General features: G+C 74.5%; 13 protein-coding genes. 5 read left to right on the top strand and 8 right to left on the bottom strand.

From position 1 onward, the window contains the following. Nucleotides 1-55: 55 nt before the first annotated feature. Nucleotides 56-1,729 carry a phenylacetic acid degradation protein PaaN gene (gene paaN / locus FH609_RS18820; RefSeq protein ID WP_139669562.1) on the top strand — a complete coding sequence of 558 codons (1,674 nt, stop codon included), beginning with the start codon at nucleotides 56-58 and terminating at the stop codon, nucleotides 1,727-1,729. A gap of 106 nt (nucleotides 1,730-1,835) precedes the next feature. On the opposite strand, the gene FH609_RS18815 is transcribed toward paaN, so the two are convergent. Then, nucleotides 1,836-2,048, bottom strand: coding sequence for a hypothetical protein (locus tag FH609_RS18815; protein ID WP_139669560.1), 213 nt, complete (start codon nucleotides 2,046-2,048; stop codon nucleotides 1,836-1,838). Between the two features lie 368 nt (nucleotides 2,049-2,416). On the opposite strand from FH609_RS18815, the gene FH609_RS18810 reads away from it, so the two are divergent. Then, on the top strand, nucleotides 2,417-3,103 hold the full coding sequence (locus tag FH609_RS18810) for an HAD family hydrolase (protein WP_139669558.1): 687 nt from the start codon (nucleotides 2,417-2,419) through the stop codon (nucleotides 3,101-3,103). Between the two features lie 59 nt (nucleotides 3,104-3,162). On the opposite strand, the gene FH609_RS18805 is transcribed toward FH609_RS18810, so the two are convergent. Continuing rightward, complete coding sequence (locus FH609_RS18805) at nucleotides 3,163-4,284, bottom strand: helix-turn-helix domain-containing protein (RefSeq protein ID WP_226961797.1); 1,122 nt, start codon at nucleotides 4,282-4,284, stop codon at nucleotides 3,163-3,165. Nucleotides 4,285-4,492: 208 nt separating this feature from the next. Between FH609_RS18805 and FH609_RS18800 the strand changes: the two genes are divergently transcribed. Further along, on the top strand, nucleotides 4,493-5,185 hold the full coding sequence (locus tag FH609_RS18800; protein WP_139669553.1) for a DUF4232 domain-containing protein: 693 nt from the start codon (nucleotides 4,493-4,495) through the stop codon (nucleotides 5,183-5,185). Here FH609_RS18800 and FH609_RS18795 read toward each other — a convergent pair. From FH609_RS18795 to FH609_RS18785, 3 genes are read right to left on the bottom strand one after another with little or no spacing between them, the layout of a single operon-like run. After that, nucleotides 5,182-5,973 (bottom strand): TrmH family RNA methyltransferase, encoded by a 792-nt coding sequence (locus FH609_RS18795; protein WP_226961796.1) that lies wholly within the window; start codon nucleotides 5,971-5,973, stop codon nucleotides 5,182-5,184. The genes FH609_RS18800 and FH609_RS18795 overlap by 4 nt on opposite strands. Next, a complete protein-coding gene (locus FH609_RS18790) occupies nucleotides 5,970-7,403 on the bottom strand; it encodes an HTTM domain-containing protein (protein WP_193317959.1) in 1,434 nt (477 codons plus the stop codon). The genes FH609_RS18795 and FH609_RS18790 overlap by 4 nt, the downstream gene beginning before the upstream one ends. Further along, nucleotides 7,400-8,197 (bottom strand): DUF5819 family protein, encoded by a 798-nt coding sequence (locus FH609_RS18785; RefSeq protein ID WP_139669551.1) that lies wholly within the window; start codon nucleotides 8,195-8,197, stop codon nucleotides 7,400-7,402. Before FH609_RS18785 ends, FH609_RS18790 begins: the two co-directional genes overlap by 4 nt. A 151-nt stretch (nucleotides 8,198-8,348) precedes the next feature. Between FH609_RS18785 and FH609_RS18780 the strand changes: the two genes are divergently transcribed. Then, complete coding sequence (locus FH609_RS18780) at nucleotides 8,349-9,539, top strand: aminotransferase class I/II-fold pyridoxal phosphate-dependent enzyme (protein WP_139669549.1); 1,191 nt, start codon at nucleotides 8,349-8,351, stop codon at nucleotides 9,537-9,539. 109 nt (nucleotides 9,540-9,648) lie between these two features. On the opposite strand, the gene FH609_RS18775 is transcribed toward FH609_RS18780, so the two are convergent. The 3 genes from FH609_RS18775 to FH609_RS18765 form a co-directional block, all read right to left on the bottom strand. Then, nucleotides 9,649-9,984: a rhodanese-like domain-containing protein gene (locus FH609_RS18775; RefSeq protein WP_139669547.1), complete on the bottom strand. Its 336-nt coding sequence runs from the start codon at nucleotides 9,982-9,984 to the stop codon at nucleotides 9,649-9,651. A gap of 49 nt (nucleotides 9,985-10,033) precedes the next feature. Further along, on the bottom strand, nucleotides 10,034-10,858 hold the full coding sequence (locus tag FH609_RS18770; protein WP_139669880.1) for a J domain-containing protein: 825 nt from the start codon (nucleotides 10,856-10,858) through the stop codon (nucleotides 10,034-10,036). Between the two features lie 158 nt (nucleotides 10,859-11,016). Further along, a complete protein-coding gene (locus FH609_RS18765) occupies nucleotides 11,017-11,409 on the bottom strand; it encodes a winged helix-turn-helix transcriptional regulator (protein ID WP_139669545.1) in 393 nt (130 codons plus the stop codon). Between the two features lie 115 nt (nucleotides 11,410-11,524). Here FH609_RS18765 and FH609_RS18760 point away from each other — a divergent pair, with 115 nt between their 5' ends. Beyond that, entirely contained in the window at nucleotides 11,525-12,172 is a 648-nt protein-coding gene (locus FH609_RS18760; protein WP_139669543.1) for an FMN-dependent NADH-azoreductase, read from the top strand. Nucleotides 12,173-12,312 lie beyond the last annotated feature (140 nt).

Here is a 12,312-nt window from a genome sequence, read left to right as displayed (position 1 = left end):
CCGGGCGGCGGGCCGCACAATCGATCTCACCCAGATCGCGAGGAGTTGGCCGCCGATGACCCCTTCGCTCACCCGCTCCCTGCTCGCCGAACGCCACGGCCCGACCCTGGAGGGCGCCACCCGCGCGCTCCGGGAACGCGGGCACTTCTCGGCGTTCTCCGACAACCCGCGCGACTACCCCCGCGAGGAGGGGGCCGCCGCGTTCGAGGCGCTCACCCAGCGCCGGTTCGACCTCGACCAACCGGGCACCGACGCCTGGGTGGGCGGCGAGGTCTCGCCCTACGGCATCCCGTTGGGCATCGGCTATCCGCACCCCGATCCCGAGGTGCTGCTGCCCGCGATGCGGGCCGCGCTGCCCGCCTGGCGGGACGCCGGTCCCGAGGCGCGGGCGCTGGTCTGCGCCGAGATCCTGGCCCGACTCGCCGACCGCACGGCCGAGTTGGCGCACGCCGTGATGCACACCACCGGGCAGGGCTACGCCATGGCGCTCCAGGCCGGCGGCCCCAACGCGCTGGACCGGGGCCTTGAGGCGGTGGCCGCCGCGCTGGAGGCGCAGACCGCGCACCCGGCCGAGGCCGAGTGGACCAGGCCCAGGGGCCGGCACGAACCGCTGCGGATCGCCTCGACGTTCACCCCGGTGCCGCGCGGCGTGGCGCTGCTGGTCGGCTGCCGCACGTTCCCCACCTGGAACGGCTACCCGGGCCTGTTCGCTTCGCTGGCCACCGGCAACCCGGTGCTCGTCAAGCCGCACCCGCGCGCGGTGCTGCCGCTCGCGCTGACCGTCGCGACCGCGCGCCGGGTGCTGGCGGAGGCCGGGTTCGACCCGCAGCTGGTGGCGCTGGCCGCCGAGGGCGAGAACGAGTACAGCGCACGGGCGTTGGCCGTCAGGGACGAGGTGCGGATCGTCGACTACACGGGCTCGTCGGCGTTCGGCGACTGGCTGGAGGAGAACGCCGGCCAGGCGCGGGTGTTCACCGAGAAGTCCGGCGTCAACACGGTGCTGGTGGACTCCACCGACCACTACGGCGGGCTGCTGCCCAACCTGGCGTTCTCGCTCTCGCTGTTCAGCGGCCAGATGTGCACCACCCCGCAGAACCTGCTGATCCCGCGCGAGGGGATCGAGACCGACCAGGGGCACAAGAGCTTCGACCAGGTGGTCGCCGACCTCGCCGCCGCCGTCGAGGCGTTGTTGGGCGACGAGCGGCGCGCCGCCTCGCTGCTGGGCGCGGTCGCCGAGCCAGGCGTGCTGTCGCGGCTGGCGGCGGCCGAGGAGACCGGCGAGGTCGCGCTGGCCTCGCGGGAGTTCGCGCACCCCGAGTTCCCGGAGGGACGGGTGCGCACCCCGCTGCTGGTGCGGCTGGACGCGCGGCAGCCGGACGCCGAACGGACGCTGCTGGCCGAGTGGTTCGGGCCGGTGGCGTTCGCGGTCGCGGTTGACTCGACGGCGGAGGCGCTGGCGCTGCTGCGCCGCACCCTGCGGGAGCGCGGGGCGCTGACGGTGCTGGGCCACACCACCTCGAAGGAGGTGGAGGCCGCGCTGGTCGAGGTGTGCCTGGACGAGCGGGCGCAGCTGTCGCTCAACCTGACGGGCCAGGTGCACGTCAACCAGACCGCCGCGTTCGCCGACTACCACGGCACCGGCGGCAACCGGGCGGGCAACGCGGCGCTCGTTGACGGGGCGTTCGTCGCCACCCGCTTCCACTGGGCGCAGGTGCGCCGGCCGGCGTGACGCACGAGACGATCCGGCCGGGGCCGGTGCCGATGCCGGTGCCGGTGCCGGTGCCGGGGCCCGGCCGGATCGTTTCCGCTGGGCGTGGAAGGCGGTGGGCGGCGCCTCAGGCGGGGCGCCAGAAGCGCCAGTTCTCGTCCAGCACATCGGCGTTGCGCTGCTCCCACTCCGTGGCGGCACGCACCGCCTCCGCCGGGCAGTGCCAGGGCCGGCCCCTGGTCAGCGGCCGCAGCCGCAGCCGTGGACCGATCCGCCCCGCCACCCGCCCGACCCTGCCGCTCCTGGTGTCCACCACACAGGCGCCGTCGGTCCAGGCCATCGAAACGCTCCCTCGCTCTGACACAGCCGTTCCGGCACCAACGGTTCGGCCGGCGTTCGCCGGCCGGTGCCGGGTGTTCTCCGGTACCCACTGTGCGCGCTGCCCAAGGGTGCGGAGTGCGAGGTTCCACCGCATTGCGCAACGGACGACCCCATCGGGGGACGGTGCGCGAGTGACCTTGGCCGGCCGTTCGATAACGCGCGGGCCCCGGGACGGTGCGGGGGGCGCGGGCTCGTGCGCCGGCACGCGCGGGTGCTGGGCGCAGAATGCCGCATCGGACCGCGCCGCGTCCCCGTTTCGCCGGGATGCCGCCCGCTCGGGGGACGACCCCGTTCCGATCGGACGATCGGCTCTATACGCTGCCGGCCATGATCCGAGCGGTGGTGTTCGACGTGGGTGAGTGCCTGGTGGACGAGAGCCGGGAGTGGGCCGGTTGGGCCGCCTGGCTCGGGGTGCCACGGCACACGTTCTCCGCGCGGTTCGGGGCGGCCATCGCGCAGGGCCTCGATCCGCTGGCGGCGTTCGAGACCTTCCGTCCCGGCTTCGACCTGACACTGGAGCGCGAGAAGCGGACGGCCGCCGGGGAGCCGGAGTGGTTCGGGGAGAACGATCTCTACCCGGACGTGCGGATCACCATCAGGGTGATGCGGCAGGCCGGGATGTGGCTGGGCATCGCCGCCAACCAGAGCCCCGCCACCACCCAGGTGTTGCGCACCCTGTTCTCCGGCTACGCGGGCCTGGTGCTCACATCGAGCGACCTGGGCGTGGCCAAGCCGGACCCGCGCTTCTTCGAGCTGCTGGTGGAGGAACTCCAGGTCGCGCCCGAGGAGATCCTCTACGTCGGCGACCGGCTGGACCACGACATCAGGCCGGCCGCCTCCGTCGGCCTGCGCACGGCGCTGATCCGACGCGGTCCTTGGGCGACGATCCTGAGCGACCACCCGGACGCGGAGCGGCTGCCGACGATGCGGATCAACGGGCTGCGCGAGATCCCGGAGCGGGTCACCGCGTTCAACGAGCGGTACGCGGAGGAGGCGGGGCAGGGCATTCTCTGACGCCCGGCCACCCGAACGTTCAGCGGGCGGCGGGCTCGCTCAACGGGCGGCGCCGACGTTCAACGGGCCGGCTCGCCGGTGTCGTTGTCGATCCACTCGGTGCCGCCGATCAGGTACCCCCACTCGGTCTGGCCGCCGACGGCGCTGGTGCGGAACGGCTCGCCCTCGTCGTCCACCCGCAGCGTGCCCGTCGACTCCCCGCTGGACCAGTCGAGTTCGAGGTGCCAGCTGACGTCCTGGGCGTCGGTGTGCGCGTCGACGTAGAACACCACGGGCTCCGCCTCGTCCACCCACAGCGGCAGGTCATCCTGGCCGGCGACCGCCGTCGGCTCGGGGGCCGGGGCGTCCAGGTCCACGTCGAACGCGGTGGTCCGCACCTGGCCGCCGCCGCAGCCCGAGTAGCCGGCGTACAGCTCCCAGGGCAGCGGCTCGCCGGTGGCGGTGACGCGGACGCGCAGATCGCGCAGCACGACGGTGGCCGTCTCGGTGCCCTGGACGGTGAGTTCGACGCGCTGGGTCCCGGCCGGGACGGCGCCCAGCGCGCGCACCCAGCCGGGGGCGTCGGTCTCGACCGGGGGCGGCGGAACCTGGGCCGGCGGGCGGTCGACGAGGTAGCGGCCCTCGCACTGTTCGAGCGCGTAGGGGCGGGTGGCGACGGTCAACGGGGCGGAGCCCGCCGCCTGTTCGGTGGCATCGTCGCCGAAGGCACTGTCGCCGCCGTCGGCGTCGCCTCCGGTGAGGAGTGTGGCGAGCAGGGCGACCGCCGCGACGACCGCGAGGGCGCCGGCCGCGCCCCAGAGGAGCCGGGGCCGGGGCGGGAGGCGGCGGAACGCGGGCGCGGGCGGCGGGGGTTGGGCCGCCGGCGGGGCGGGCGTTCCCGGCGGGGCCGTGGGCGGGGGCGGTGCCGGCCTGGGCTGCTTGCGGTCCCGCTGGCGCGCCGCGTCGGCGGCGATCCACCGCCGGTGCGCCTCGGCGTGCTCTTCCGGCGTGGCCCGGCACTGGCGGGCGAACCGTTCCACGATCGCGAACTCCGGTGGCAGCGCCTCGCCCCGGCAGTAGCGGTGCAGCGTGGAGGCGCTGAGGTGCAGCCGCTTGGCCAGCACGCCGTAGCTCAGCCCCGAGCGGTCCTTCCACTCCATGAGCAGCGCGGCGAGATCCGCCGTCTCCGCACCCGACGCCACCCGTCCCACCCCTCGCCGCGTCCCGTCCCGGCATTCGATCCGCGACCATCCTCGCAGCTCACCCGGCCGGAACCGTCCCGGCCCCCCAACTCGCCCGCGTGCGCTGGCCGGTGGGACGGGACCTGGCCCAGGCTTCGGTCGTCGGCCCGCCGAACGCCGGGGGCCGACGCCGACCGACACCGAGGAACGAGGGAACGGGAGCGCTGCCATGACGACGACGATGAGGACGACGAGGACGAGGATCACCCGGGCCGGGATGCGCACCGCCGTCGCCGCGCTGGGCGCGACGCTCGCGCTGGCCACGCTGACCGGCTGCCAGGACGACGAACTCGACGCCGGCGCGGGGGCCGAGACGCCGGTCGAGACGCCCACCGAGTCGCCGGAGGGGTCGGCGGAGGGTTCGTCGGACGAGACGGCGGAGGAGCCCGCCGGGGAGGACGGGTCGGCCGGGGCTGAGGGGTCCGGGGCGGAGCCCGTCGAGGACATCGAGCCCTGCACGGACGCGACGACCGAGGTGACCGTCACCCCCGTCGAGCGGCCCATCAACCACCTGCTGCTCACGGCCACCAACACCGGGGACGCGACCTGCTTCGCCTACGGCGCGCCCTATCTGCGCTTCGGCGAGGCCCAGGCCCCGGTGGCCCGTTACGAGGACAGCGCGCCGCAGTCCGTCGTCGCGCTGGACCCGGGCGAGGTGGCCTACGCCGGGATCATGACCTCCTCCGCCGCCGGAGAGGCCGGGGAGGGGTGGACCGTGGACAACCTCGGCGTGCAGTTCGCCGGCGCGGAGGACGAGGGCGTCGGCGGGATGGTCGACGTCCCGCTGCCCGAGGGTGAGTGGTATGTCGACAATGCCGCGCTCGTCACCTACTGGAACACCTCCCTGGACGCGGTGCTCTAGCGTCCCCGAGGTCCGCCGTCCGTGGCGAGCTGGTCCGTGGCGAGCCAGTCCGTGGCGCACCAGTGGTACAGCGTCATGGCCACGCTGGTGGCCAGGTTGTAGCTGGAGACGCCGGGGCGCATCGGCAGGGAGACCAGCGCGTCCGCGCGGGCGCGCGCCTCGGGGGAGAGGCCGGCGCGTTCGGAGCCGAAGGCGAGCAACGCGCCGGCGGGGAGGGCCAGTCCGCGCAGGTCCTCGCCCTCCGGGTCGAGAGCGAGCAGCGGCCCGGCGGGCAGCCGTGCCACCTCGGCGCGGCCCACCGGCACCGCGTAGTGCAGCCCGGCGGAGGCGCGCAGCACCGTGGGGTGCCAGGGGTCGACGGTGCCCGTGGTCAGCACCCCGGCCGCGCCGACGCCGGCCGCCAGCCGGATCACCGCGCCAACGTTGCCCAGGTGGCGCGGCTGGTCCAACACCACCAGGGGCGCGCGGCGTTCGTCGGGCGCCGGCAGCTCCTCGACGCGCGCCGGCGCGGGCGCGGCCAGCGCGGCCACGCCCGTCGGGTGCGGCCGGCCGACCAGGCCGCGCAGCGTCTCTGGCGCCACCTCGACCAGCGTGGCGGCCAGCCGTTCCCGCAGGTCGGGCGCGAGCCGTTCGGCCAACTCCAGGGCAGCGGGCCGGTCGGCCGCCAGGGCCAGCGGCACCTCGGCGCCGAAGCGCAGCGCGTGCTTGAGCGCGTGGAAACCGTCCAACAGCACGGTGTGCCCGGACAGTTCCCGCCAGCGGGCGGCGGGGTCGGCCGCCGCCGTCACGCGCGTTCGGCCCAGGCGGGCGTGGGCGCCTCGGCCGCCGCCGGCGGCGGTGGCCGGTCCGCCGGCCCGCGCTCGTCGTCCCGGCCGCGCCCGGTCAGCCGCGCCAGCGGCGCGGTGATCCGCCGGGCGGCCCGCCCGGTCCGGTCGCCCGCCCACAGCAGGAAGACGGTGGGCAGGAAGACCGCGTCCATCGCGATCATCGCCAGCGAGAAGAACGGCAGCCCCAACAGCACGGCGATGCCCAGGTGTTCGCCCATCATCACGAAGAGCAGCACGTTCTTGACCCGGCGGTTGAGCAGCGCGAACGGGAACGCGACCTGCACGATCACCGTGCCGTAGCTGAGCGCCAGCACCAGCAGCCCGCTGCCGGCGATGATGTCGCTCAGCTCGGGCCAGGCGTTGAAGTAGTCCAGGTTCAGCGGGTAGTAGACCGCGGTGCCGTCCTGCCAGCGGGAGCCCTGGATCTTGTACCAGCCGGCGGTCGCGTAGATCACGCAGACCTCGACCATGATCACCAACAGGGCCGCGTTGTGCACCAGGTTGCCGATCATCTGGGCGACGATCCTCGGCTCGCCGGGGGCGTACCGGCGGACCAGCCACCAGAACGCGTGCACCAGCCACATCCCGCCGAAGAACAGCGTCCACACCGTGCTGTCCAGGCTGCCGGTCACCACCGACAGCAGCAGCGCGGCGCCCAGCACCGCCCAGATCGCCACGCCCGCCGGGTCGTGCGTGGCCGGCACGCCGGCGGCGGCCCGCCGGGCGCGGCGCCTGGCGTCCAGCGACCAGACCTGGCCGCAGCGGGTGAGGACGAGGTACATCGCCATCAGGTGGATGACGTTGTCGCCGCCGTCGCCCATGAAGACGCTGCGGTTCTGCACCGCGAGCACGCCGACCATGAACACCATCGAGCTGGCTCGGGTGCGCCAGCCGAGCAGCAGCGCCACGCAGGCCAGGATCGCGAGGTGGTAGACGAACTCGAACCAGAGCGCCGAGTCGGACCACAGCAGCGGGGTGAACGCGCCGGTGTCGTCGACGAAGCGGCTGGCCAGGTCGTAGCCCCAGGGGCTGTCGGGGCCGTAGAGCAGGCCCCGGTTGGGCCACTCGCGCACCAGGTACAGCAGCATCGTGAAGGCGAAGCCGATCCGCACGATGGCGGTCTGGTACGGGCCGAGCGCGCGGCGGGTGATGTTGCCGATGCCGCGCAGCAGCGCGTTGTCGAACTTCGCGCTCAGCCCGTCGAACGGCGAGGCGGCGGGCGGCCGTTGCGCGTCGGCCGGCGCCTGGTGCGGGACGGCCGGGGCCTGATGCGGGACCGCCGGCGCCTGGTGCGGGACGGCCGGGGCGGCGGCGGTCGGCTCGGGGCGCTCGCCGCCGTTCTCGGGCCGCTGGCCGTCGTCGGGGGCGGAACGGGGCGGGGGAACGCTCATGGCCGCGCCTCCTCTTCGGTGTCGGCGGCGGCGCGGGAGCGCGTCCGCGCGTCGGCCGGCAGGTCCTCGCTGGTCACCGTCCACCAGCCCAACTCCTGGTAGGAGGGATCGGTGTCGAAGTCCTCCCGACGCCAACTCGGCGCCGGCACCCGGGTGTTGGAGACCCGCAGCTGGACGCGCTCCACGGTGGTCACATCCAGCCGTTCGCTCAGCCGCTCCAGCGCGATCCGGTGCAGATAGCTCGCGGAGACCTCGCCGCGCATCCCGACCGGCTCGCCCTCGTCGTTGTGCGACTTGTCGTAGAAGTCCCAGGCCCGGCGCAGCATGTTCTGGTTGGAGTGGCTGGGCAGCGGGTGGTGGCGGATGTGCTCGACCTCCCAGGCGGTGAGGTCGATCCACTCGGTGGTGACGGGCGACTGTCCCTCGCCCTCGCGTATCTCGGCGCGGACGTGCACCGCCGTGTTGCGCTGGAGCGGGTTGGGCGCGAACAGCTTCCAGTTCTGCTCGAACTCCGGGTACATGTAGCCGCGCACGGTCTCCCAGTGCTCCTCGCGCACCGTGTTGGACGGGGCGACGAAGAGGAAGACCATCGCCAGGTGCCAGCAGAGGTAGACCGCGAGGCCGCCGACGGCGACCGCGACGACGGACCTGGCCGGCAGGGACAGCGACCCCAGCCGGACGGACTCCAGCGACTCCTCCCCCGCCGGCCCGTTCTCCCCCGGCGGTGCCCCGGCGCTCACTCGCTCGCCGTCGGGCTCGTTGCCCGCCCCTGCGGCGGTGTCGGATGGCTGCATCTCGGCCAGCTCCCCCAACGCTGCCCTCCGGGCAGCACTCCTCACGCTCTGACCCCAGCACCGTATCCCGTCCGGCACCGGTGGTGACACCGGAGTGGCCGCCCGCCCGGGCGGCCCGGGGTCGCCGGCGCGCGGTCCCTATCGTGGGGCCATGCGCCGCTCAGGAGAGACCTCGATCTTCACGGAGATGACCGAACTGGCCCACCGCACCGGGGCGGTCAACCTCGGCCAGGGCGTGCCCGACCTGGACTCGCCGCCCGCGCTGCTGGCCGGCGTCGCGGAGGCGGTGCTGGCCGGGCGGAACCAGTACCCGCCGGCCGCCGGCCATCCGGCGCTGCGCGCCGCCGTCGCCGAGCACCAGCGGCGGCACTACGGCATCGAGCTGGACCCGGCCAGCCAGGTGCTGGTCACCACGGGCGCCACGGAGGCGCTGGTCTCGGCGGTGCTGGCGCTGACCGGGCCCGGCGACGAGATCCTGACGTTCGACCCGTGCTACGACGCCTATCCGGCGGACGCCAGGCTGAGCGGCGCCACGCTGGTCCCGGTGCCGCTGGCCGTCGAACGCGACAAGGACGACGAGAACGGCAACGGTGCCGGCGGCGGGGCCGGCTTCGCGGTGGACGTGGCCGCGCTGGCGCGCGCGATCACCCCGCGCAGCAGGCTGCTGCTGCTCAACTCCCCGCACAACCCGACCGGGAAGGTCTTCACGCCCGAGGAGCTGGCCCGGATCGCCGAGCTGTGCGTGGCGCACGATCTGACCGTGGTCACCGACGAGGTCTACGAGCACCTGGTCTACGGGGAGGCACGGCATGTGCCGATCGCGACCCTGCCGGGGATGGCCGAGCGGACGCTGACCGTCTCCTCGGCGGGCAAGACGTTCAGCGTGACCGGCTGGAAGGTCGGCTGGATCTCGGGCCCGGCCGAGCTGGTGGCCGCCGTGGCCTCGGTCAAGCAGTGGCTGACCTATGCCTCGGGCACCCCGTACCAGGAGGCGATCGCGGCCGCGCTGGGCACGGTCGACGAGTGGGCCGCCGAGCTGCGGGGCGTCCTCGCCGAGGGCCGGGATCTGCTGGCCGCTGGGCTCACGGAGGCGGGCCTGACGCCGTTCCGCGCGGATGCCGGCTACTTCCTCCAGGCCGACGTCCGCCCCTGGGGCTTCACCGACGGGCTCGCGCTCTGCCGCCAACTGCCGCAGCTGGCCGGCGTGGTGGCGATCCCGACCCGGGTCTTCCAGCAGGGCGAGGACGTGATGCCGTGGCTGGTGCGCTTCTCGTTCTGCCGCCGCCACGAGGCGCTGCGGGAGGCGGCCACCCGGCTGGCCCGGCTCGGCCAGGGCCGCTAGGGCCTCCGGCCGGCGGCCGGCCGGAGAACGGTCGGCTGTCGACTGGAGAACGGCGCGAACGGTCGGCTGTCGGCTGTCGGCTGTCGGCTGTCGGCTGGAGAACGGTCGGCTAGAGAACGGTCGGCTCGCCCTGGTCGCTGACCAGCGGCCGGCCGACCGCCTGCCAGGCGTGCATCCCGCCGTCCACGTTGAACGCCGTCACGCCCTGCTGCTGGAGGAACGCCGTCACCTGCGCGGACCGGCCGCCGGCCTTGCAGACCACATGGACCGGGCCGTCCCCGGCCAGCTCGACGATCTCCGGCAGCCGCTCGACGACCTGCCCCAACGGGATGTGGACGGCGCCCTCGGCGTGCCCCGCCGCCCACTCGGCGGGCTCCCGCACATCCAACAGCAGGCCCTCGTCCGGCACTTCGCCCGCCCCGACGGCGGGAACCCCAAAACTCATGGGCCCCACCCTGCCACAGCCCACTGACAGCGGCGGCCGGACGGCGCTGTCACTGGCCGGTGAGCCGGGCCAGCTCCGCCTCCTTGGTGGCGATCTGCCGGCGCAGCCCCTCGGCGACCTCGTCCAGCAGGGCGTCCGGGTCGTCCTCGGCCATCCGCAGCATCGAGCCGACGGCGCTGTCCTCCAGCGCGGCCGCCGCGTCGGCCAGCAGCTCCTTGCGGGCGGCCAGCCACTCCAGGCGGGCGTAGAGCCGGTCGGCGTCGGGCAGCGGGCGCTCGCCGTCCGGGGTGCCGCCGGCCTCCCACTCCTCGATGAGCGTCCGCAGCTCCTCCGCGTCACCGCGCGCGTACGCCTGGTTGACCCGGGAGAGGAAGGCGTCCCGGCGTTCGCGTTCCGTCGGGTCGGTGACCAGGTCGGGGTGGCAGCGGCGGGCCAGCTCGCGGTAGAGCTTGCGCGCCTCCTCGCCGGGGCGGACGCGGGGCGGCGGCTGGACGGACTGGTCCGTCATCATCGCGTAGCCCTCGGGGGTGAAACCCTCGCCGTCCAGCCAGCCGGAGAACAGCTCGGAGACGCGCGGGATCGGCGTCACCGCCTCCCTGGCCTCGCGGGCGCGGCGCTGGTCCTCGGGGTCCTGGGTGCGGGCGGCGATCGCCTCGGCGATCCGGGCGTCCAGCTCCTCGATCGTGGCGTAGAGCGGGCCGAGGCGCTGCTCGTGCAGCCTGGAGAAGTTCTCCACCTCGATCCGGTAGGTCTCCACCGCGATCTCGAACTCGATCAGCGCGTCCTCGGCCGCCCGCACGGCCTGGGCGAGCCGCTCGGTGCCGGCCCCGCCGTCGGCGCCCGACCCGCCACTGCCCGGCTCGCCGTTGCTCAATCCGTCCGTCGCCTCGTCGCTCACCGGCTCAGCCTAAGCCGTTCCCGGGAACGCACGGCAACGGGCGGGCTCGGGGGAACGGCGACGGCCGGCGGGGCCTGGCGCGTGCGGGCCGGCGGCGCGGGCCGCCCCGGGCCCTCGCACCAACCCAACCCCGCTCAGGTGTCGATGCGGGGGCAGCGGTCGCCGCCCACCAGGTGCGCCTCGGCCCACCTGGTCAGCTCGGCCAGGGCGGGCCGCAGCCCCTCGCCGGCCTCGGTGAGGCGGTAACTCACCCGCAGCGGCGGCCCGTTGTGGACCTCCCTGGTGACCAGCCCGGCCTCGGCCAGCTCGCTGAGCCGGTCGGAGAGCATCCGTTCGCTGATCCCGGGCACGGAGCGCCGCAGCTCGGCGAAGTGCCCGGGGCCGGCCATCAGGGCCGCGATCAGCAGGCCGTTCCAGCGCTTGCCGAGCAGGCCGAAGACCTCGTTGACCGCGTGGGCCGGCTCGCGACAGCCGCCGCCTTCGGCGATCCCGGCCTCGGCCCGCCGCTCGCCCCTGATAGCGCTCATGGCTCCAGCGTACTTGCGGCCCACCGAAAGAGAGGTACTGTAGAAAAGTAAGCAGCTACGTTAACCGTTGCTGCATCCTTTATCGTAGTTCATTACTTTCCGGGAGAAGCGCCCCATGGCCACCCTGCTGCACATCGACTCCTCGCTCAACGGCGACGCCTCCGTCTCCCGCGAGGTGACCAGGACCTTCCGCGAGTCCTGGCAGGCGGCACACCCCGGCGGCGCGGTGATCCACCGCGACCTCAACGCCGAGCCGGTTCCGCACCTCACGGCCGCTGGCCATGTCGCGCCCAGCGTCGCGCCGGCGGAGCGGACCGAGGAGCAGCGGGCCGCCTTCGCCCTGCGCGACGAGCTGGCCAGCGAGTTCGAGGCGGCCGACGCCGTGGTGATCGGCGCCCCGCTCTACAACTACGGCGTGCCCAGCACGCTCCAGGCCTATCTGAACCAGATCCTCATCATGGGGCGCACCGCGGGCGAGCGGTCCACGGTCGCCGGCAAGCCGGTCACGGTGGTCACCAGCCGGGGCGGCTCCTACCGGCCGGGCACCCCGCGCGCGGGGCAGGACTTCAACGAGCCCTATCTGCGGCACCTGTTGGGCACCGCGATGAATCTGGACCTGCGGTTCATCGTTCCCGAGCTGACCCTGGCCCGGCTGGTGCCGGCGATGGCCGACCTGGTCGAGCTGGCGGACGCCTCCCGCGCGGAGGCGCACCAGGAGGCGCGCGAGCAGGCGGGCGCGCTGGCGGCCCGGCTGGCCGCCTGACCGGGCGCCCCCGGGTGGGGGCGGCGCGGGCGCGGACCGGCGCCTGCCGCAACGGGCGCGGGCGCCGGCGGTCCTCGCAACGGGCGCGGATCGGTCAACTTCCGGTCGTGGGACGGGCGTTCGGGACCGGTCCCGGGCCG

The sequence above is a fragment of the Streptomyces sp. 3MP-14 genome, from assembly GCF_006334905.2.
GTDB classification, from domain to species: Bacteria; Actinomycetota; Actinomycetes; order Streptomycetales; family Streptomycetaceae; genus Streptomyces; species Streptomyces triticirhizae.
The sequence above is the reverse complement of the archived record's forward strand: the minus strand, read 5'-3'. Positions and strand labels throughout refer to the sequence as shown.